The organism is Citrifermentans bemidjiense Bem, assembly GCF_000020725.1.
In the GTDB taxonomy this organism is placed as follows: Bacteria; Desulfobacterota; Desulfuromonadia; order Geobacterales; family Geobacteraceae; genus Geomonas; species Geomonas bemidjiensis.
Genome location: NC_011146.1, coordinates 3,678,633 through 3,698,783, shown reverse-complemented (window position 1 = coordinate 3,698,783; position 20,151 = coordinate 3,678,633). Strand labels below are relative to the sequence as shown.

Annotated in this window: 16 protein-coding genes and 1 pseudogene; 10 read left to right on the top strand and 7 right to left on the bottom strand. The window is 61.8% G+C overall.

From position 1 onward, the window contains the following. Window positions 1–43: 43 nt before the first annotated feature. The 4 genes from metG to tmk form a co-directional block, all read right to left on the bottom strand. Window positions 44–1,573 carry a methionine--tRNA ligase gene (gene metG, locus GBEM_RS16010; RefSeq protein WP_012531638.1) on the bottom strand — a complete coding sequence of 510 codons (1,530 nt, stop codon included), beginning with the start codon at window positions 1,571–1,573 and terminating at the stop codon, window positions 44–46. Then, window positions 1,570–2,508, bottom strand: a complete 939-nt coding sequence (locus GBEM_RS16005) for a PSP1 domain-containing protein (protein WP_012531637.1) — start codon at window positions 2,506–2,508, stop codon at window positions 1,570–1,572. The genes metG and GBEM_RS16005 overlap by 4 nt, the downstream gene beginning before the upstream one ends. 144 nt (window positions 2,509–2,652) lie before the next feature. After that, window positions 2,653–3,615 (bottom strand): DNA polymerase III subunit delta', encoded by a 963-nt coding sequence (holB, locus tag GBEM_RS16000; protein WP_012531636.1) that lies wholly within the window; start codon window positions 3,613–3,615, stop codon window positions 2,653–2,655. Next, a complete protein-coding gene (gene tmk, locus GBEM_RS15995; protein WP_012531635.1) occupies window positions 3,616–4,293 on the bottom strand; it encodes a dTMP kinase in 678 nt (225 codons plus the stop codon). It lies immediately after the preceding gene. Window positions 4,294–4,506: 213 nt separating this feature from the next. Between tmk and rnc the strand changes: the two genes are divergently transcribed. From rnc to GBEM_RS15965, 6 genes and pseudogenes are all read left to right on the top strand, one after another. Beyond that, window positions 4,507–5,205: a ribonuclease III gene (gene rnc / locus GBEM_RS15990; RefSeq protein WP_012531634.1), complete on the top strand. Its 699-nt coding sequence runs from the start codon at window positions 4,507–4,509 to the stop codon at window positions 5,203–5,205. Further along, window positions 5,202–6,230, top strand: coding sequence for an elongator complex protein 3 (locus GBEM_RS15985; protein ID WP_012531633.1), 1,029 nt, complete (start codon window positions 5,202–5,204; stop codon window positions 6,228–6,230). Before rnc ends, GBEM_RS15985 begins: the two co-directional genes overlap by 4 nt. Before the next feature lie 188 nt (window positions 6,231–6,418). After that, window positions 6,419–7,311 (top strand): annotated as a pseudogene (gene era / locus GBEM_RS15980) (GTPase Era). A gap of 314 nt (window positions 7,312–7,625) precedes the next feature. After that, a complete protein-coding gene (locus tag GBEM_RS15975; protein ID WP_012531631.1) occupies window positions 7,626–9,149 on the top strand; it encodes a NapC/NirT family cytochrome c in 1,524 nt (507 codons plus the stop codon). Between the two features lie 224 nt (window positions 9,150–9,373). After that, a complete protein-coding gene (locus GBEM_RS15970) occupies window positions 9,374–10,051 on the top strand; it encodes a PTS sugar transporter subunit IIA (RefSeq protein ID WP_012531630.1) in 678 nt (225 codons plus the stop codon). A 2-nt stretch (window positions 10,052–10,053) separates the two neighbouring features. Continuing rightward, window positions 10,054–12,054: a proton-conducting transporter transmembrane domain-containing protein gene (locus tag GBEM_RS15965; RefSeq protein ID WP_012531629.1), complete on the top strand. Its 2,001-nt coding sequence runs from the start codon at window positions 10,054–10,056 to the stop codon at window positions 12,052–12,054. Window positions 12,055–12,164: 110 nt separating this feature from the next. Here GBEM_RS15965 and nrfD read toward each other — a convergent pair whose 3' ends face one another. The 3 genes from nrfD to GBEM_RS15950 are packed head-to-tail and all read right to left on the bottom strand — an operon-like array spanning window position 12,165 to window position 14,661. Further along, the gene (gene nrfD, locus GBEM_RS15960; protein ID WP_041263354.1) at window positions 12,165–13,400 is read right to left on the bottom strand and encodes an NrfD/PsrC family molybdoenzyme membrane anchor subunit; all 1,236 of its coding nucleotides are present in this window, start codon (window positions 13,398–13,400) and stop codon (window positions 12,165–12,167) included. 5 nt (window positions 13,401–13,405) lie between these two features. Then, window positions 13,406–14,188 (bottom strand): 4Fe-4S dicluster domain-containing protein, encoded by a 783-nt coding sequence (locus GBEM_RS15955; RefSeq protein ID WP_012531627.1) that lies wholly within the window; start codon window positions 14,186–14,188, stop codon window positions 13,406–13,408. Next, on the bottom strand, window positions 14,185–14,661 hold the full coding sequence (locus GBEM_RS15950) for a cytochrome c3 family protein (protein ID WP_012531626.1): 477 nt from the start codon (window positions 14,659–14,661) through the stop codon (window positions 14,185–14,187). Before GBEM_RS15950 ends, GBEM_RS15955 begins: the two co-directional genes overlap by 4 nt. Window positions 14,662–15,073: 412 nt before the next feature. Here GBEM_RS15950 and GBEM_RS15945 point away from each other — a divergent pair, with 412 nt between their 5' ends. The 4 genes from GBEM_RS15945 (at window position 15,074) to GBEM_RS15930 (ending at window position 20,151) form a co-directional block, all read left to right on the top strand. Then, window positions 15,074–17,053: a proton-conducting transporter transmembrane domain-containing protein gene (locus tag GBEM_RS15945; protein WP_012531625.1), complete on the top strand. Its 1,980-nt coding sequence runs from the start codon at window positions 15,074–15,076 to the stop codon at window positions 17,051–17,053. 158 nt (window positions 17,054–17,211) lie between these two features. Then, window positions 17,212–18,348, top strand: coding sequence for an IS481-like element ISGebe1 family transposase (locus GBEM_RS15940; protein WP_012528777.1), 1,137 nt, complete (start codon window positions 17,212–17,214; stop codon window positions 18,346–18,348). 248 nt (window positions 18,349–18,596) lie between these two features. Continuing rightward, complete coding sequence (locus tag GBEM_RS15935; RefSeq protein ID WP_012531624.1) at window positions 18,597–19,505, top strand: respiratory chain complex I subunit 1 family protein; 909 nt, start codon at window positions 18,597–18,599, stop codon at window positions 19,503–19,505. 4 nt (window positions 19,506–19,509) lie between these two features. Continuing rightward, the gene (locus GBEM_RS15930; protein ID WP_012531623.1) at window positions 19,510–20,151 is read left to right on the top strand and encodes a hydrogenase; all 642 of its coding nucleotides are present in this window, start codon (window positions 19,510–19,512) and stop codon (window positions 20,149–20,151) included.

Sequence of the window (20,151 nt, the reverse complement as noted above, 5' to 3'; positions counted from 1 at the left end):
TGTCTTTCTTTGCGTCTTCGCGTCTTTGCGTGAACTGGTTTTGCTATTCCGCTTTTTCCTCGATCCTCGGGAAGAGCGCCTCGGCCTTGGCTATGGGGGTGCCGGGCTTGAGCCCACCCCAGGCGAGGTCGCCGGCGTCGGGCGCCTGCGGCCAACCCAGGCAGCAAAGCCCCTTCTCGGAGGTCTTGGGCATGAAGGCGGAGAGAAGCGAGTAGACCACCCTCTGCGACTCCAGCATGTAGTACATGACGGTCGCCAGGCGCTCCCTTTTTTCCGGGTCCTTGGCGAGGGTCCAGGGGGCGGTCTCGTCGATGTACTTGTTGCCGGCGGAGATGACCTCCCAGATCGCCTGCAGCGCGCGGCTGAAGGCTAGGTCCTCGATGAACCCGTCCACCTGGCCGATCATGGCCGCGGTTTTCTCGCGGTAGGCCGCGTCCAGGTCGGTCTCCTCGCCGGGGGCCTGCAAAACGCCTCCGAAGTATTTCCCCAGCATCGCGGTGGAACGGTTCAGGAGGTTACCGAGGTCGTTGGCGAGATCGGAGTTGATCCTGTGCACCAGCGCCTGGTGCGAGAAGTCGCCGTCCAGGCCGAAGGGGACTTCGCGCAGCAGGAAGTAGCGCACCGCGTCCACCCCGTACTTGTCGACCAGCATGTTGGGCTCGACCACGTTCTGCAGGCTCTTGCTCATCTTCTGCCCTTCGACGGTCCACCAGCCGTGGGCGAACACCTTCTTGGGGATCGGGAGCCCGGCCGCCATCAGGAAGGTGGGCCAGTAGACGGTGTGGAAACGCAGGATGTCCTTGCCGATCAGGTGCACGTCGCAGGGCCAGTACTTGCCGAAGTTCCCTTGCTCGTCGGGGTAGCCGAGCGCGGTGATGTAGTTCGTCAGCGCATCGAACCAGACGTAGACCACGTGCTTGTCGTTGCCCGGGACCGGGATCCCCCACTGGAAGGTGGTGCGGGAGACGGAGAGGTCGCGAAGCCCTTCCTTGACGAAGGAGATGATCTCGTTTCTGCGGCTCTTGGGCTGGATGAAGTCCGGGTTCGCCTCTATGTGGGCCAGAAGCTGGTCCTGATACTTGCTCATCCTGAAGAAGTACGACTCCTCCTTCAGCTTCTCGGTAGGCCTGTTGCAGTCAGGGCACTTGTAGTCGATCAACTGCGTCTCGGTCCAGAAGGTTTCGCACGGGGTGCAGTACCAGTCCTCATACTCCCCGAGGTAGATGTCCCCTTTCTCCATCACCCTCTCGAAGAGCACCGAAACGCCTTTCTTGTGGCGCTCCTGGGTGGTCCTGATGAAGTCGGTGTTGGAGATCTCCAGCTTCTCCCAAAGCGACTGGAAACGCTTCATGACGCGGTCGGCCAGCTCCAGCGGGGTCTCGCCGGCGGCGATGGCAGCCTTCTCCACCTTCTGTCCGTGCTCGTCGGTGCCGGTCAGGAAGAAGACGTCGAAGCCCTTGAGCCGCTTGTAGCGCGCCAGTACGTCCGCGGCAAGCGTGGTGTATGCGTGGCCTATGTGCGGGACGTCGTTTACGTAGTAGATGGGGGTGGTGACGTAGTAGGCGGGCTTCATTGTGGTTTCTCCTTTTTTCTTTCCTTAACGTCCTGGGGCCTGTTGCGGCGCTGCTTGCCGGAGCCCTGCGGGCCTTTGCCCTTGTCGCCCTGCTGCTGCTCTCCCTTGCCCTGCGGTTTCTTGACGCGGTCGCTGACGTTCTCGGGGCTGATCTCGTCGCCGTTCAGCGTGACCATAGTGTCGTCTACGTTTCTCACGGTGACGGTCTGCTGCAGCACGTTCACCTTCACCACTTCGCCGTCGACGCAGCCGCACTGGACCCTTTTGCCGCACTTGGGGAGCCCCTTTCTCAGGCTGCAGTAGGTGTCGAACTCGTAGGAGAGGCAGCAAAGAAGCCTGCCGCACTGCCCGGAGATCTTGCTCGGGTTGAGCGCCAGGTTCTGCTCCTTGGCCATCTTCACCGAGACCGGCTCGAACTCGCGCAGGTAGGAGGAGCAGCAGAGTTCGCGCCCGCAGATCCCGATGCCGCCGACCATCTTCGACTCGTCCCTGACGCCTATCTGGCGCATCTCGATCCTGGTGTGGAAGGCATGCGCCAAGTCCTTGACCAGTTCGCGAAAATCGACCCGGCCGTCGGCCGTGAAGTAGAAGATCGCCTTGCTGCCGTCGAATAGGTACTCGACCCGCACCAGCTTCATGTCCATGCCCCGTTCCTTGATCCGGGTCAGGCAGAACTTGTGCGCCTCTTTCTCTTTTGCCGTGTTGGTCGCCAGCGTCGCCAGGTCGCTGGCCTCCGCCAGGCGTTGAACCGGTTTGATTCCTTCCGGCACCAGCGCGTCGTCCACTTCGATGGGGCCGGCAACGACCTGCCCTATGCTCTTGCCGCGCTCGGTCTCGACGATGACCCGGTCGCCCGGCTTGACCGTGGTCTTGCCGAGGGTGAAGTCGTAGAGCTTGCCTGCTGTGTTGAATTGTATCCTTGCGATCTTAGCCAAAAAATCCTCCAAAAGAGAAACAGGCCGTGGTCTGAGGTCCTGTCGTTTGCTGTGTCTGGGTGCTGCATTGCCCGCCGGCCAAGCCGGCATCAGGCGCTTCTACTGCTATCTTAATCCCGCCCGGGAGCTGAAGCTCTCGCGGCCCTAGCGCGTCGCAAGCTTCATGAAGAAAACTTCCAGGGCGAGCCGCGCGTTCACGTTGCGGGCGAGCATCCGGCGCATTGCCGCCAACTGCTCGATCAGCTCCATCACCCGTCCCTCGCGGCAGCGGGACGCCTCCCGCTCCACCAGTTGCGCCAGGTCCGCGTTGGCCAAGGCCTCCGGGGCTGAGCGGTAGATCAGCACGTCCCTCAAAAACGAGAGCAGCAGCTCCAAAAGCCCAGGGAGCCCTTCTTTGTCGGCCGCGAACTCCTCGGCCGCGGCGAAAAGCTTGGCAATATCTTTAAGCTCCAGGGCGAGCACCCGCTCCAGGAACCTCACCCTACCTTCGAGCACGCCGTCGGTGGCGATCTCGATTCCCCTTCTGAGACTCCCCCCGCAAAGGGTGGCGGCCACCCGCGCCGCCTCCGCCGGGAACTGCTCCCTCACCAGCCGCTCCTCGATGAGCGCGGCCGGAAGCGGCTGAAAGGTGAGCGCCTGGCAGCGCGACAGGATGGTCTGCAGCACAGTCGAGCGCTCCGTGGCGATCAGGATCATCAGGGCGTTCCCCGGCGGTTCCTCCAGCGTCTTCAGGAGCGCGTTGCCTGAGGCGAGGTTGAACTTGTCGGCCCCGTCGATGATGCACGCCTTCTTGGGAGCCTCGAAGGGGCGGTAGGATAGCTCTTTTTGCAGCTCACGCACCTGGTCGATCTTGATGAACGCGCCGTCGGGCTCCAGGATGTGCAGGTCCGGGTGCTGCCCCGAGGCGATCTTGCGGCAGGAGGAGCAGACGCCGCAGGCTTCGTCGCGGCCGCAGAAGACCGCCTGCACGAAGGCCAGGGCGGTCTTTTTCTTCCCGCACCCCTCGATTCCGGAGAAGAGGTAGGCGTGGGAAACGCGGTTCATGGCGATGGAGCGCCTGAGCACGGATACGGCCAAGTCCTGGCCGAGTACCTCGGAAAAAGGCATCTAGCACCCTGCCTTGACTGCTGCGAGTCCGGCCTTGCCAAGGCTCTGCATCCTCTGGCGAAGGGCCTCTGCGACGAGGAGCCCGGTCTGCCGCACGTCTCCCGAGCCGTCGACAACCACGAAGCGTTCCGGGAAAGCGGCCGCCAGCGTCAGGTAGCCGTTGCGTACCTTTTGGTGGAAGAGCAGGGACTCGCGCTCGAAACGTTCTTCCTTCGCCCCGCTGGTCGCCTCGATCCGGGCCAGGGCGCGGGAAAGTCCCACTTCCACCGGGCAGTCGATGAGCACGGTGAGCGCCGGCTGCACCCTCCCGGTGGCAAGGGTGTTGAGTTCTTCGATGACGGTGAGGTCGAGACCCCTGCCGTGCCCCTGGTAGGCGACGGTCGCGTCGGTAAAGCGGTCGCAAAGGACCGTCTCGCCACGCTCAAGCGCTGGGACGATGACTTCCTGCACGTGCTGCGCCCGGGCCGCCGCGTACAAAAGGAGTTCAGCCAAAGGGGTGATGGCGCTGTTTTTGGCATCCAGCAGGATGGCGCGCATCTGGTCGGCGACCGGGCACCCTCCAGGCTCCCGGGTCACGGTCACCTTCTCGCCCGCAGCTTCCAGACGCTCCTTCAAAAGCCTCAGCTGGGTGGTCTTGCCGCACCCTTCTATACCTTCAAATGTAATGAAAAAGCCCATAGCTCTTGTCTCATGATCCTTATAAAATCACTGAATTATATGGGAGGGGGGATGAATATGCAAGACTTAAATGGCCGCAAACCCGCGTGGCTAGTGCCTTGGTACGGCCCCCGGCAGCAACGGGGCGCGGGGTGCGCCGGAGATGGCTATTGCCTGCTTTAACCCTTTGCCTTATAGTTACGCACATTAAACTCAGGAGAGCAGGTTTTCATTATGAGCGACATGCTGCATGACCCCCTGGAGGGGATCGAGGGGCGCCTAGGCTACCGGTTCAGCGACCGCGGTCTTTTGGTAGAGGCGCTGACCCATCGTACCTACGTCAACGAGGCGGGGGGAAGGGACAACCAGCGCCTCGAGTTCTTCGGCGACGCCGTGCTCGACTTTTTGCTCTCCGACATGCTGCTGGTGCGTTTCCCCGACAGCCGGGAAGGGGAGTTGACAAGGATTCGGGCGGCGCTGGTGGATGAGGCGAGCCTGGGGAAGATCGCTTCGGAGCTCGACCTCGGGCAGGCGCTGCGTCTCGGGCGCGGCGAAGAGAAAGGGGGAGGGAGGCAGAAACGCTCGCTTCTGGCCGATGCCTTCGAGGCGCTTTTGGCCGCGCTCTATCTCGACGGCGGCCTGGACCCGGCGCGCCGGGTGGTCGAGGCGCTTTTCGCGCCGCTATTGTCCAGCCGCGACCTCCTCTCCGGACGCGACGCAAAGACCGAGCTGCAGGAAACAGCGAGACTCTTCAAGGGGGAGCTCCCCCGTTACCAGTTGAAACAGGTCACCGGCCCGGACCACGACAAGCGCTTTACCGTCGAGGTCTACCTTGGCGAGGAGCTGATGGGTGAGGGGGTAGGGAGGACCAAGAAGGAGGCGGAGCAGGATGCCGCCCGCGCAGCCTTTCTACTTTTGAAGGGGGAGGGGTGAGCGTCGTCCCCTTCTTCATCCCGCACCTGGGCTGTCCGCACCGCTGCGTCTTCTGCGACCAGGAAAAGGTGGCGGGCGCCTCGGGTGGGCTTCCGGCGCCGGCCGAACTCTTGGCGCGGGTCGCGCAGTACGCGGAAAAGGCGCGCGGCAGGGACCTGGAGGCCGCCTTCTACGGCGGGACCTTTACCGCCCTTCCCCGCGCCGACCAGGAGCGGCTCCTCTCCCCGCTGCAGCCGCTTCTGGCTCAAGGCGCGCTGAAGTCGTTGCGGGTCTCCACCCGGCCCGACTCGGTAGATGCCGATACCGCCTCCTTTTTGAAAAGCTTCGGCGTCGCTACTGTCGAACTGGGGGTGCAGTCCATGGACGCCGAGGTGCTGAGGCTCTCCGGGCGCGGCCATGATGCAGCTAGCGTCGAATCCGCGGTGGCAGCACTTAAGGAAGCGGACATCGAGGTCGGCATCCAGCTCATGCCCGGGCTCCCCGGTGACTCCCCCGCCCGCTCGCTGAATTCCCTCTCACGCGTGCTGGCGCTTTCCCCCTCCTTTTTGCGCATCTATCCCACGCTGGTCATCTCCGGGACCGAGCTTTCCCGCATGTACGAAGCCGGAAGCTATCACCCCCTCTCCCTGCAGGATGCCGTCAGCCTCTGCAAGGAGATGCTCGTGGCGGCGAACCGGGAGAGTATCCCGGTAATACGCATGGGACTGCAGCCTACGGCCGAACTGGAGGCGCCGGGAGTGGTTCTGGCCGGCCCTTATCACCCGGCGTTTCGCCAGCTGGTGGAAAGCGAGCTCTGCTTCGACCAGATGAGCCGGCTACTGTCGGCCCTTCCCCGCGGTAGCCGGGTCAGCTTCGTGGTGCCTAAGGGGAAGACATCGGACCTGGTGGGGCAGAAACGGGAGAACCTTTCCCGGATACGGCGCCTGTTCCAGACAGATGTCGTCGCCGTGCGCGAGGACCCTTCCCTTGCGCCGCACACAGTATCGGTGGAGTGGGACGGCGGGGCCATGAGTGCGGGCTTGTGACACAAAAGAGAAAAAGGGGGACAGGCTACTTTTTGATTTGAAAAAGTAGCCTGTCCCCTTTTTTCTTCGTATACTCTCCCCTTGTGTCTGAACCCAGACCTGCCGTGCAAAGAACGCTTTCCTTCCAGCACCTTTTCCCGTATCTTGTACCGCTTCGAATAGTTGCAATAGAGCCAGGAGGCATGGAAATGTCAGAAAAGAAGTTCCGTTCCGGGTTCGTCTCCATCGTGGGGCGTCCCAATGTAGGTAAATCCACACTTTTAAACCGGATCCTGGGTGAAAAGCTGATGATCACCTCGGACAAACCGCAGACCACCAGGAACCGCATCAAGGGGATCCACAACGTGCCGGGGGGCAGATCGTCTTCATCGACACCCCGGGCATCCATCGCGCCAAAAGCCGCCTGAACAAGTTCATGGTCGACGAGGCCCTCTCCTCGGTGCAGGGGGTGGACCTGATCCTGTTCCTCGTGGACGGCGCCGTAGATCCGGAAAAGGAAGCGGGCATGATCAAGGAGGTGCTCTCGGGGGTCGACGCCCCGGTGATCCTGGTCATGAACAAGATCGACCTCGTCCCCAAGGGGGAGCTGCTGGAGCGGATGTCCTGCTACGGCGATACCTATCCTTTCAAGGAGATTATCCCGGTTTCCGCTGGTACCGGAGACGGAGTGGAGCAGCTGGTGCAACTGGTGCACGGCCTGCTCCCGGAGGGACCCTGCTATTTTCCGGACGACATCCTGACCGACGTCCCGGAGCGCTTCATCGTCGCCGAGATCGTGCGCGAGAAGATCTTCCGGCTCACCCACGACGAGGTCCCCTATTCCACCGCCGTAGTGGTGGACAGCTTCAAGGAGCGTGAAAACGGCGTGGTCGCCATCTCCGCCACCATCAACGTGGAGCGGGACTCGCAAAAGGGGATCATCATCGGCAAGAAAGGCGAAATGCTGAAACGAATCGGCACCCAGTCCAGGCAGGAGATCGAGCGTCTGCTCGACACCAAGGTGTTCCTTGAGCTCTTCGTGCGGGTTAGCGGCGAGTGGAGCGACAATAGCCGCATGCTTAAGGAGTTCGGCTACGAGTAGCCCGGCTTACGCGGGGCGAATACCGCGTCATTTTGCGGGTACCTCACCCTTGTCAGCCCGAAATAGTCGTGCCGCCACTGTTTCTACAGTAATATAACGCTGTTTATGCAAACCAGCACTGTTCTCGTACATATACGCCATTCCCTAGTAAACATTGTGGTTTTTCAGCAGACAATTGTTTTATATATTAAATTTCTTTTTTTTGACAAAGATCATATCCGCGTGTAATGTGCTCCGCTATTATCGTTACGCCATATCACGGCACTTTTTCGCTAAATGGCTGACACCATAAGAAACGGCAAGGAGAAGAGAACATGGCACTAAAGAAATATGCCGGCTACGCCTGGAACTTGATCAGCTTGGTTGGCATGATACTGGCCGTCACCGCGACCGGTCTCATCATCGGTTTCCTCTCGTACGAGGGGATCACCGGCGTGGAGAAACCTTACCTCGGACTGATGACCTACTTCCTCTTCCCGGGGATGCTCATCGTGGGCCTTATCCTGGTTCCGCTCGGCGCCTACCTGGTGCGGGAGAAGAGGCGCAGGCACCCAGAGGCGGAGATCCACCCCTTCCCCACGGTCGATTTCAACGAGCCGCACAAGCGGCACATGTTCCTCTTCTTCGTAATCGCCAGCATCATCTTCGTGCTCATCGTCTCGGTCGCCTCGCTCAAAGGGTACGAGTTCACCGAATCGACCACCTTCTGCGGCGAGCTTTGCCACGTGGTCATGGAGCCCGAGCACGTCGCCTGGAGCAACTCCCCGCACGCCAAGGTTAAATGCGTAGAGTGCCACGTAGGCCCCGGTGCTGCCTGGTACGTCAAGGCTAAGATCTCCGGCATGAGGCAGCTCTATGCGGTCCTCTTCAAGACCTACCCGGAAACCATCGGCACCCCGATCGACAACCTCCGCCCGGCTCGCGACACCTGCGAGCACTGCCACTGGCCCGAGAAGTTCTACGCCGGCCGCCAGAAGGTGTTCTACCACTACGCGCCCAACGAGGAGAACTCCCCGCGCGAGATCAACATGCTGATCAACATCGGCGGTACGCCCAAGAGCGAGCATGCCAAGGGAATCCACTGGCACATCGGCCAGGAGGTTACCTACATCGCCACCGACAGGCAGCGCCTGAACATCCCGTACATCGCGGTCAAGGAGAAGGACGGCACGATCACCGAGTACATGGATAGCGAAAAGCCCCTGAGCAAGGAAGAGGTGGCCAAGTCCCAGAAACGCGTCATGGACTGCCTCGATTGCCACAACCGCCCGGCCCACATCTACCGCGCCCCCGGCATCGAGATGGACGAGGCTTTCGCGGCCAGAAGGATCGACGGGAGCCTGCCGTACCTGAAGAAGGTCGCGGTGGAGATCCTCACCAGGCCTTACGCCAAAAAGGAAGAGGCCAAGGCCACCATCGCGAAGGAGCTGCCGGAGTACTATGCCAAGAACTATCCGGCGGTCTCCAAGGGCAAGCAGAAGGAGATCGACCACGCGGTCGTCGTGGTTCAGGACATCTACAACAGGAACTTCTTCCCGAGCATGAAGGTCTCCTGGAACACCTATCCGAACCATATCGGGCACTTCTACACCCCGGGCTGCTTCCGCTGCCATGACGGCAAACACAAGACCGCGGCGGGCAAGGTCATCTCCAAGGACTGCAACATGTGCCATACGGTGCTGAGCCAGAAGCAGGAGAACATCCCGGCCGGCAAGCAGGTGAAGGAGTTCGTGCACCCGGTCGACATCGGCGACGAGCTCTTCAAGGCCAACTGCAGCGACTGCCATGCAGCCGGCGGGGAGGACGTCCCCGGCGGCGAGCAGCACGCGAAGCACTAGCATCTTGGCAGAAAAGCCAAAAAAGCCCCCGGAGCGATCCGGGGGCTTTTTTTATGGAAGGGGACAGGCTACTTTTCTAATAAAAAAGTAGCCTGTCCCCTTTTTATTAGACGAGCGATCCGGCAACCCGCCAGTAACACAGGCGCTTTTCTACATTAACGACCTTGTGTCTTGCCGCTAAGGGTGTTATAAATTTTTCCCAGCCCCTACACGTGGAGTGACAGATGTTGATGAAGGCGTCGGAAGTGGCCACGCTGCTCAAGGTGGACGAGAGCGTGGTGGCCAAGTGGATCAAGAAGGAAAAGCTGCCGGCCACCATGGTGCAGGGGAGTTACCGGATCAACCGCGTCGATCTCCTGGAATGGGCGACCGACCACAGCATCAAGGTACCGCCCGAACTGTTCGAGGCGGCGCAGGCGGATGTCGTGTTGCCGACCCTGAGCCAGGCACTGGAGGCGGGCGGGGTGCACTGCGGGGTTCCCGGGGACGAAAAGCTTTCCGTGCTGAGAAACGTGGTGAGCCTGATGAAGCTCCCTCCCAGGATGGACCCGGAGTTCCTGCTCCAGGTGCTTCTGGCGCGCGAGGCCTTGGGGACCACCGCCATCGGGGACGGGATCGCCATCCCCCACGTCCGCAACCCGATCCTCTTGCAGGACAAGCCGGTCCCCGCCATCTCGCTCTGTTTCCTGGAGCATGCCGTGGATTTCGGCGCTCTCGACGGCGAGCCGGTCAGGATTCTCTTCATGCTGACCAGTCCGACCGTGAAGGTGCACCTGCACCTTTTGTCGCGGCTAGCCTACGCCCTGCACGATGCCGAATTCAGGGCGACTTTGAACCACGCCTGCGACCCCGCGGCCATTCTGGAAGCCGCCCGGCGCTTCGAGCGCGGCAAAAGGAGCTGATCATGATCTTTTCCGGCGAGCCTGCGACCTGTATCTACCTGTTGTTGCTCGCCGTCGCCTGCCAGGCGCTCTCCGGCCTCCCCCTTCTTTTCCGGCGCGGCTCAGCCCAAGCACAGCGCCTATCCGCAGCACTTCTCGCCGCAGCTTCCCTGGCCGGCCTCTCCGGCGCCCTGATAGCTCTTCTTTCCCCCTCCATCGCCACAGTCACCATCGCTTCCGGCCTCCCCTTCGGCCCCTTCGAGGCAGGGGTGGACCCCCTTTCCGGGTTCTTCCTGCTTCCGATGTTCATCGTGACCGGCTGCGCGGCGCTCTACGGCGTAGCCTATTGGCCCGCCGCTCTTCATGCCGGCAACTGCGGCAAGCTCACTTTTTTCCTGGGGCTTTTGGCGGCGTCCCTCACCACGCTGTTGATCGCGAAGAGCACGATTCTCTTCCTGCTCGCCTGGGAGGTGATGGCCTTCGCGGCCTACTTCGCCCTCACCACCGAGGATGAAAAGCCCCAGGTGCGGGAGGCGGGGACCCTCTACCTCATCACGGCGCACCTGGGCGCGCTGGCGCTCTTCGCCATGTTCTCGCTGCTCAAGGGGGAAACCGGGGAATGGCTTTTCCCCGCGGCCGGCACGCTTTCGGCGCAGACGGGGCCCGCCGCCGCCATCTTTCTCACCGCCATCCTGGGGTTCGGCCTGAAGGCCGGCTGCATGCCGCTGCACATCTGGCTCCCTTCGGCGCACGCGAACGCCCCCAGCCACATCTCCGCCATCCTCTCCGGCATCGTCTTGAAGACCGGCATTTACGGCATGATGCGCGTCTTTTCCGCCTTTTCCGATCCCCCCCTTTGGTGGGGGGGGACCGTGCTGGTCCTGGGGCTTGTCTCCGGCGTCCTCGGGGTGGCCTTCGCCATAGCGCAGCACGACATCAAGAGGCTCCTGGCCTATCACAGCATCGAGAACATCGGCATCATCATGATGGGGATCGGCATCGCGCTCATAGGGGAGAGTCAGGGGAACCCGGCGCTGACGGCGCTGGGGGTGGCGGGGGCGCTGCTGCACGTGGTGAACCACGCTCTTTTCAAGGCGCTGCTCTTTCTTTCCGCCGGTTCGGTCATCCACGCCACCGGCACCAGGGAAATCGACCTCATGGGCGGGGTGGCGCGCCGCCTCCCGTACACCGCGCTCTTCTTCCTGGCAGGCGCCGTCGCCATCTGCGGGCTCCCCCCGTTGAACGGCTTCGTGAGCGAGCTGATGATCTACCTGGGCTCCTTTACCGCCATCAGTTCCACGGGGGGGCTGTCGGGGATGTTCCCTGCGCTTACCGCCCCCGTGCTGGCGCTGGTGGGGGGGCTGGCCGTGGCCTGCTTCGTCAAGGTGTTCGGGATTGCTTTTCTGGGGGCGCCCCGCTCCGAAGAGCATGCGGGGGGACACGAGGCGCCCGGGGGGATGTTGGCGCCGATGGGGGTGTTGGCTCTTTGCTGCACCTTGATAGGGGTCGCGCCGGGACTTTTAGCCAAGCCGCTCAACAACGCGCTCTCGGTCTACCGCTCCTCCCTCTCCGGGGAATGGATCGAGAACCTGGTCCCGTTTACCTGGGTCTCGGCGCTGGCCGCAGGGCTTATCACGGCCGCGCTGCTGGCGGCGTATCTGCTGCAGCGGCGCGCAACGAGGCTCCCGGTCGGCTCAGGCCCCACCTGGGGCTGCGGCTACCTGAGACCCACGAGCGCCATGCAATACACCGCGAGCTCCTTCGGCGCGACCTTGGTGAGCTGGTTCAAGATCGTGCTGCGCCCCGAGGTGCACCGGGAGGAGGTGACGGGGCTCTTTCCCGAGCGGGCCCGGTTTGCAAGCCACGTCCCTGAGACCGTGCTGGAGCGGATCTATCTCCCCTTCCTGGAATACCTGTTCGAAAAGGCGCTGCCGGTCCGCAGGCTGCAGCACGGCAAGCTGAACATCTACATTTTCTACACCTTCATCACCCTCGTGGTGCTTCTGGCGCTCACCAGCCGCTAGGAGTGAGGGGAATCCCCCCTGTCCCCCCTTCGCAAAGGTTCATCGGAAAATATCAGGGAGAGCCGCTCCAGGTTCCCCTCCCCTTGCGGGAGGGGGGGACTCTTCTCCAATTAGTGCGTCTCCTTGAAGACGGGCATCACCTTGTTCAGGATCCAGAACAGGCAGAAGGGGACCACGGCCACCAAGAGTGCGCCGCCTAGCCCTTCCTTGAAGGTTTCCATGCTGTCGGGCCAGATGGGCAGGGTGTAGTGCATGAAGCCCGAGAAGGACGAGGAGAAGGCCTGGCCGCCGATGACCACGTTCCAGCGCATCATGAAAACCCCGAGTAGCACCAGCGCCGTCCCCAGGATGGCGCGCCGGATGGTGAGCCCCGGGACGAGGAACAGCACCAGTGGGACCAGGTTCCCCAGCCCGTACTGCACCACGAAGATGTTCACGAAATCCCGCTCGTAGATGACGCTTCTCAGGATGTCCCATGATTTCACAGCCGTGTACCCCCTGAAGACCAAGTCGAGCAGCTCCAGCGTGATGGCTGCGACCATGAACATGAGCAGGTAGCGCGAGGTCATCACCACTACCTGACTCTCGGCGCTCTTCAGCTCCTCCTTGCTGGGGAGTTCGGGACGCCTGGCCGCCAGCGCCTTCCTGATCTCCATGGTGACGATGTAGGTCAGGATGCAGAGCGCAATCCCCGAAACCACCGCGGAGCAGATGAAGATGACCGGCATGAGCGGCGTCATCCAAAGGGCGTTCGCCTTCACCGAGCCGAAGATGAATCCGGCGTAGCCGTGCAGGAAGCAGGCGACGGGAATCCCGGCGGCGGCAAGCTTCTTCACCGCCCGCTCGTCCGCCTCCAGCGCCTCGTGGCTCACGTCGTAGGCGCCCATGGTGAGCGCGGAGAAAAGGAGACAGGCGAACTGCTCGCCCGCGCCGCGCCGCTCTTTAGCCTTCAAGGCCAGCGCTGTTTCGACGAAGTGCTTGCGGTAGACGAACCAGAGCTCGGAGGCGACGATCATGCCGTAGGTGGTGAAGACGATGCCGAAGGCGGCGATGGCCGAGGTGAAATGAGGCGTCAGCATCACCTCGATACCCCTTAGCGGCTGCTGCAGGTGCAGCATGAGCGGTAGCATGGCGACCGGCAGCAGCGCGAAGGAAAAGACCAGCGAAAAGCGCGCGATCCCTTTCAGCTGTTTCACGCCGAAGACGTGGTACAGCGAGGAGAGCACGAAGGCCCCGGCCACGAGGCCGGTCATGAAGGGATACATCACGATCTGGATGGTCCAGTAGATGTACTCGTTGGGGTAGGTGAAGAATTCTTTGAGGGTCCAGGCTTCTCCGTGCACCATCATGGCTACTTCACCTCCTTGGAAAGCCCCAGGTAGAAGACCTGCGGCTTGGTGCCGTACTCCTCTTTGAGGACGTTGACCCGCTCGGTCATGATCACCTTGGTGACCGGGTCCTCGGGGTCCCTGAGGTTCCCGATGCGCCTGGCCCCGAAAGCGCAGCTGTCCACGCAGGCGGTCTGCATCCCCTTGCTGATCCGGTGGTAGCAGAAGTTGCACTTGTCGGCCACGTGGTACACCGGGTGGAAGAAGCGGACCCCGTATGGGCACCCCATGATGCAGTAGCCGCAGCCGATGCACCAGCTACGGTCCACCAGCACCACACCGTCCTCGGTTTGGTAGGTCGCCCCCACCGGGCAGACCTGGACGCAGGGGGGATTGTCGCACTGGTTGCAGAGCTTGGGGACGAAGAACGCCTTCTCGAGATCCTCGTCGCGGACCTCCTCCAGCTTTCCGTGCCCTATCTCGACCTCCTTCCTTGGGAAGCCGTCGCGCGCCCCCTTGGGGGAGTCGATGTGGGTCTTGCTGTCGCTGGTGACCAGGTAGCGCTCGACCCAGGTGCGGGTCACGTTGGCGTCATAGGGAACCTCGTTCTCCACCTTGCACCCCTTGACGCAGAAACCGCAGCCGACGCATTTGCGGGTGTCCACCAGGAACACCCAGCGCGCCCCTTTTTGGTCCTTCTCGGCCAAAAGCCGCTTCGGGTCGAAGAGTTCCAGCGCCGAGAGCGGGAGCGCGAGGCCCCCGGCGATGAGCAGCGTGTTCTTGCAAAAAGTTCTTCTGTCGATCATCTCTGGTGCCCCTCCTTCCTCGGGTCGTGCGGCCAATGGCAGGTGACGCAGTCAAGGCCTACGTGGTGCGTCTTCGGATCGACCCCCTTCATGACGCCGCGGCTGCTGGTGGGGTAGGGGAGGCGGGTGTGGCAGCGGGCGCAGAGCTCGCGGCTGCGGTCGATGGTGAGGTAGCGGGGATCGTCCGGGTGGTTTCCGGCGGCGCCGTGGCAGTTCTCGCAGTTGATGTTGCGGTGCGGGGACTCTTTCATCTCGTCGTACTTGTCCCGGTGGCACTCCATGCAGTAGACGGCGGTCCGGTACTTCACCTTGACATCTTTCCACTGCTGCTCGTTGCTGGGGCGGTGCCAGCCGTACATGTACCCGCGCGGCCCGATGCCGAAGTCGGCCGGGACCAGGACCTTCCTGGCCAAAAGCACCAGGGCCACTACCGCAAGCACCACGTAGAGGGGGCGCCAAACATGATTCTTCACAGCTGCTCCTCCATAAGGGGTCGGGAAACTTACTGACATCCGGCCGGGAATTTCTCCAGCCGTATAACGCTGTTCGTAAGAGGGGGACGTTTTGCCTTTAATGATAACTGTTGTCGGCAGGAAAACAAGTAACTTGAGGCGTATTGCCATATAGTGTTGTTTTACGGGAGCCTCTTAATATTAGAAATCTTTTTTTGACAAATTTGTTCTCACGGAGTATGTTGAGCCACTCGGACCCCCCTTTGGGGCGCTACCGGCGGACTCCGCGCCGTGCCACCACCGCAGTCACGCAGCAACTTTTTCGCTCCCCTTTCCTGACCGGCTCAGCCCGCGCGGGAGAGGTTGAAACTTGATGAGAGAATACTGCTCCCCAAAGGGAGCGGCGTGACGATCCGTTTCGAAAGGATTGGCTATGCTTTTTGACATGTTGCGGGACCCCGCCCTCTTGGTCCTCTGCGCCATAACCCTTGCCGGCTGTTCCGGCCTTCCCGGTGTGTTGCTAAGGCATGGCCCGCTGGGACAGCGATTGGCCGCGGCAGCCGCGCTACTCTCGTCGCTGATTGCTTTACCGTCGCTGGTCTATCTGCTCTTCTGGCGACAAACATCAAGCTTCACCCTCAACTGGAACCTCCCTTTCGGCCCCTGCGAAATCGCTCTAGACCCTCTCTCTGCATTCTTCCTGATCCCCATCTTCCTTGTCTTTCCGGCAGGCGCCCTCTATGCCCTTGGTTACTGGCCCGCAGCCGAGCGCCGCGCCTCGGAGCGGAGCGTCACCTTCTTCTACGGGCTCTTGGCCTGCGCCATGGCGCTGGTGGTGGTTGCCCGAAACGGCGCGCTCTTCCTGATCGCCTGGGAGGTGATGGCCGTCTCCGGCTATTTCCTGCTGGTGGCGGAACACGCCGAGGAGGAGGTGAGGGGAGCGGGGACGGTGTACCTGGTGGCGAGCCACCTGGGGGCGGGGGCGCTGATGGTCCTTTTCTCCACGCTCTTTTTCTCCACCGGCGCCTTCCAATTCCCCGCCGCCGGCTCGCTGCAGCTAACTGCCGGGCTCTCGACCCTTATTTTTTGCGCGGCACTCGGCGGCTTCGGTTCCAAGGCGGGGCTCATGCCGCTGCACATCTGGCTCCCGTCCGCCCACGCCAACGCCCCGAGCCACGTCTCCGCCCTTCTCTCCGGGGTGATGCTGAAGGTCGGCATCTACGGCCTCTTGCGGGTCATCTCCTTTTTCCCCCATCCCCCTTTCTGGTGGGGCGCGCTTCTCACCGCCGCCGGCCTCACCTCTGCCTTGATGGGAATCTGCATCGCCTCGGCGCAAAAGGACATCAAGCGGCTTTTGGCCTACAGCAGCATCGAGAACCTGGGCATCATCTGCACCGGGATCGGCGTCTACCTCCTCGCCGCGGTAAGCGGCAACCGGCTGCTTGCCTACCTGGGGCTCGCCGCCGCCCTGTTCCACGTCCTGAACCACGCCATCTTCAAGCCGCTCCTCTTCTTTTCGGCGGGGAGCGTGATCCATGCCGCCGGCACTCGCGAACTGGACCGCATGGGGGGGCTCGCCAAGCGCATGCCCCGCACCGCCTTCCTCTCGCTTTGCGGGGCCGTCGCCATCTGCGGGCTTCCCCCCTTCAACGGCTTTGCCAGCGAGATGCTCCTGTACTTAGGCTTCTTCGGGGAGGCCCAGGCGGGGGCGCCGTACCTTGCGCTGGGGGCGCCGGTGCTGGCGCTTGTCGGCGGCGTCGCCGTGATCAGCTTCGTGAAGCTCTACGGCATCGCCTTCTTGGGCGCCCCGCGCACCGATGGCTCCGCCCGCAGCCACGAGGCCCCCTTCAGCATGCTCGCCCCGATGGGGCTTCTTGCCCTGCTCGCCTTAACCGGGGGGCTCTTTCCGCAGCTTTTCCTCGCGCTGGTGAACCCGGCAGTCGCGGCACTCGCAGGCCCCGGCGCGGACGCCGTAACGCTTCCGGTGGCGCCTGCGTGGTTCGCGGTCGCCGGAGGAAGCCTGCTGGTCCTCTCCGCTGCCCTGTTTTTCTTCCTCAAGGGGAGGGCCAAGGCGGTCCCCGCCGGCGCCGGACCGACCTGGGGATGCGGCTATATCCGCCCGGCCGCCAGCATGCAGTACAGCGGGAGCTCTTTCGGCGCCCTGTTCGGCTCCCTCGCCTCGACGCTGGTCCGCTCGCGCATCAGCGCCGGCAAGGTGGCCGGGGTGGCGCCGGCTGCAACTAAGCTGAGCTACACCCCCGAGGAGACCGTGCTGCAGCGCATCGTGCTGCCGACGATAAGCATCATAGGCGTTGGCTTTGCCTTCGTGCGGCGCCTGCAGCACGGAGAGGTGCACGTCTACATCCTCTACATCTTCGCCACGCTGTTGCTGCTGATGTTGTGGGTGCATTAGAGAGGTGGAGCGTCCAGTTGCCAAGCTGGAACTTAACGACAGTTTTCAGCTCTCCCCCTCCCTTGACGGATGTATAGACTGGGGACATGGTTTACAAATGTTCGGGGACATAGTTAACACTTTTGCCAAGAATGACCTTTCCTCGGAGGAGGGAGACCATGCCTTGGCGACCGGTGGATACTATGACCCTGAGATTCGAGTTCGTTCATTTGGCGTTGCAGGAAGGCAGCAACATAGCCTTCCTTTGCAAACGCTTTAACATCAGCCGTCCGACCGGCTACAAATGGATTAGCAGGTTCCTTGAAACCGGCGTCGAAGGCCTAATTGACTTATCTCGCAAGCCACTGACCTGTCCACATAAGACGGTCACTGCGACCGAAGATGCTATTCTCAAGCTTCGCGAAGAACATCAGGCTTGGGGAGCACGTAAGCTACGTAAGCGTCTTGAAAAACTTGGGCATCAGGGGGTGCCTGTACCTTCGACCATAACAGCAATCTTGCGCCGCAACGGCTGCATTGATCCAGCTGAGTCAGATAAACATACTGCTTTCCAACGGTTCGAGCACCCATACCCAAACGACCTATGGCAGATGGATTTCAAGGGCAGTATTCCGATGAAGCATCATGGTCGCTGTCATCCGTTGACTGTTCTGGATGACCATTCCCGGTTTAGTGTGGTGCTTGTAGCCTGTGCCAATGAGCGAACAGAAACGGTTAAAGCTGCTTTGATTGAGGCATTCAGGCAATATGGATTGCCATATCGAATGACCATGGACAATGGCAGCCCATGGGGTAACGATCAATACAACGACCTTACGCCATTAACGGTCTGGCTTATCAGAAACGAGATACGGGTCAGCCACTCTCGCCCCTATCATCCTCAAACACAGGGTAAGGACGAGCGGTTTCACAGAACTCTGGTTGCAGAAGCAATCGCTGGAAGAGTCTTCGAAGACCTAGCTGACTGCCAGCTTAGATTCGACACCTTCAGGCATTGCTACAACTTGGAGCGCCCACACGAATCACTAGGTATGGAAACTCCGATGACGCGTTATAAGCCTAGCCGGCGGACTTACTCAGAAATACTGCCCGAGATTCAGTACGCCCCAGACGACGAGATCCGAAAGGTCCAGGCCGAGGGTAAGGTGTCATTCAAAGGCCGATGTGTGCGCCTCGCGAAGGCGCTCAGGGGGCAGCCGGTGGCATTTCGGCCAACCATACGCGATGGCGAATATGGCGTTTATTTCTGCAGCCAGAAAATCGCAGAAGTCGATCTCAAAGAACAAAAAGTGTAAACCATGTCCCCGAACAACTGTAAACCTTGACCCCGGTCCATACAACGGGAGGGGGCAGGGGGGTGGGTGAAGTTGCCCACAGCGCAAATGTGGCACCTACCCCCACCCCCTAACCCCCTCCCGCAAGGGGAGGGGGGACCAAGTGCCGCCGTTGCCGGAGTTCTCCGGGTGAACGTTGGCGCAAACGGATGGGCGCAACTGCTGTGAATTGAAAAGGCGCAATTGAGATTAGCTTTAGGAGACTCGACATGATCGACACGCTCTTCCATATGGTGCTGGTTCTGGCCATGCCCCCGCTGCTTTTGGGGGTGATCGGCAAGACCAAGGCGGCCTTCGCCGGCAGGGTGGGGGCTCCGTTCCTGCAGCCCTACTACGACCTGTCGCGGCTGATGCGCAAGGGGGTGGTCATCTCCGACACCACCACCTGGATCTTCAAAGCCGGCCCGGCGGTCACCCTGGCGGCCACCCTCTTCGCGGCGCTGTTGGTGCCGCTCGGCAAGCACGCCGCACCGGTCTCCTTCGAGGGGGACATGATCCTCTTCGCCTATCTCTTCGCCCTGGGGCGCTTCTTCACCACGGTGGCCGCCCTCGATACCGGCTCCAGTTTCGAGGGGATGGGAGCGGCCCGCGAGGTCACCTTCTCCTGCCTCGCCGAACCGGCGCTCTTCTTCGCCCTGATCACTTTGACCAGGCTCTCCGGGACCATGAGCCTCACCCCCATGCTGAACCACGTCACCTCTCCGGTGTGGGTTGCCGCCGGCGCCTCTTTGATACTGCTTCTCGCGGGGCTCTTCGTGGTCCTTTTGGCGGAGAACTGCCGCATACCGTTCGACGACCCCAACACCCACCTGGAACTCACCATGATCCACGAGGTGATGGTGCTGGACCACAGCGGTCCCTATTTCGGCTGCATCCTCTACGGCGCCGCCTTGAAGCTCTATCTCCTGGGCGCTCTCTTCGTGAACATCGCCGTCCCCTTCGCCTCGGGGAACGCGTTTGTCGACTGGGCCCTCTTCGCGCTCTCCATGCTGGTTCTGGCCGTCGCCATCGGCGTGGTGGAATCGGTGATGGCGCGCCTGAGGCTGATCCGCGTGCCGCAGCTTTTGGTGGCGGCCATGATACTGACCGCCTTTTCCCTGGTTCTGGTAGTGAGGTGACCCGATGAACTCCCTGGCCGACCAATTCCTGGTGCTCTGCCTGCTTTTGAACTTCGCCGTCCTCGGGACCAGCAGGCTCAACTTCTCCGTGCGCTCGGTGGCGCTGCAGGGGGTGCTCTTGGGCATCCTTCCGGCGCTGGTGCACCCCTTCTCCTGGCACCTCGCCTTCATCGTGGTGAGCATCGTGCTGGTAAAGGGGGCGCTGATCCCGTTCCTGATCATCCGTGCCATCAAAAGGGCCGAGATCGAGCGCGAGTTCCAGCCCTTCATCGGCTACATCCCCTCGCTGGTGTTGGGGGCGCTCTTCACCACGCTCGCCTTCATCTTCGCGGCGAAGCTGCCGCTGGCCCCGGAGCACGCGGGGCTTTTGGTGGTCCCGGCGTCGCTGGCGACCCTCATGTGCGGGTTCCTGGTGCTCATGGGAAGGCGCAAGGCGATCTCGCAGGTCCTGGGTTACCTCCTCATGGAGAACGGGATCTTCCTCTTCGGCCTGCTTCTGGCCGACGCCATGCCGGTCATGGTAGAGGCGGGAGCGCTTCTGGACCTTCTGGTAGGCATCTTCGTCATGGGGATCGTCATCAATCACATAAGCCGCGAATTCTCGAGCATCGACACGTCGAGGCTCAGCGCGCTCAGGGAGGAATAA

Excerpts from the sequence above, each read along its gene's own strand:
- metG (WP_012531638.1), bottom strand. The coding sequence starts at position 1,573 with ATGAAGCCCGCCTACTACGTCACCACCCCCATCTACTACGTAAACGAC.
- holB (WP_012531636.1), bottom strand. The coding sequence starts at position 3,615 with ATGCCTTTTTCCGAGGTACTCGGCCAGGACTTGGCCGTATCCGTGCTC.
- tmk (WP_012531635.1), bottom strand. The coding sequence starts at position 4,293 with ATGGGCTTTTTCATTACATTTGAAGGTATAGAAGGGTGCGGCAAGACC.
- rnc (WP_012531634.1), top strand. The coding sequence starts at position 4,507 with ATGAGCGACATGCTGCATGACCCCCTGGAGGGGATCGAGGGGCGCCTA.
- GBEM_RS15975 (WP_012531631.1), top strand. The coding sequence starts at position 7,626 with ATGGCACTAAAGAAATATGCCGGCTACGCCTGGAACTTGATCAGCTTG.
- GBEM_RS15970 (WP_012531630.1), top strand. The coding sequence starts at position 9,374 with ATGTTGATGAAGGCGTCGGAAGTGGCCACGCTGCTCAAGGTGGACGAG.
- GBEM_RS15965 (WP_012531629.1), top strand. The coding sequence starts at position 10,054 with ATGATCTTTTCCGGCGAGCCTGCGACCTGTATCTACCTGTTGTTGCTC.
- nrfD (WP_041263354.1), bottom strand. The coding sequence starts at position 13,400 with ATGGTGCACGGAGAAGCCTGGACCCTCAAAGAATTCTTCACCTACCCC.
- GBEM_RS15955 (WP_012531627.1), bottom strand. The coding sequence starts at position 14,188 with ATGATCGACAGAAGAACTTTTTGCAAGAACACGCTGCTCATCGCCGGG.
- GBEM_RS15945 (WP_012531625.1), top strand. The coding sequence starts at position 15,074 with ATGCTTTTTGACATGTTGCGGGACCCCGCCCTCTTGGTCCTCTGCGCC.
- GBEM_RS15940 (WP_012528777.1), top strand. The coding sequence starts at position 17,212 with ATGCCTTGGCGACCGGTGGATACTATGACCCTGAGATTCGAGTTCGTT.
- GBEM_RS15935 (WP_012531624.1), top strand. The coding sequence starts at position 18,597 with ATGATCGACACGCTCTTCCATATGGTGCTGGTTCTGGCCATGCCCCCG.
- GBEM_RS15930 (WP_012531623.1), top strand. The coding sequence starts at position 19,510 with ATGAACTCCCTGGCCGACCAATTCCTGGTGCTCTGCCTGCTTTTGAAC.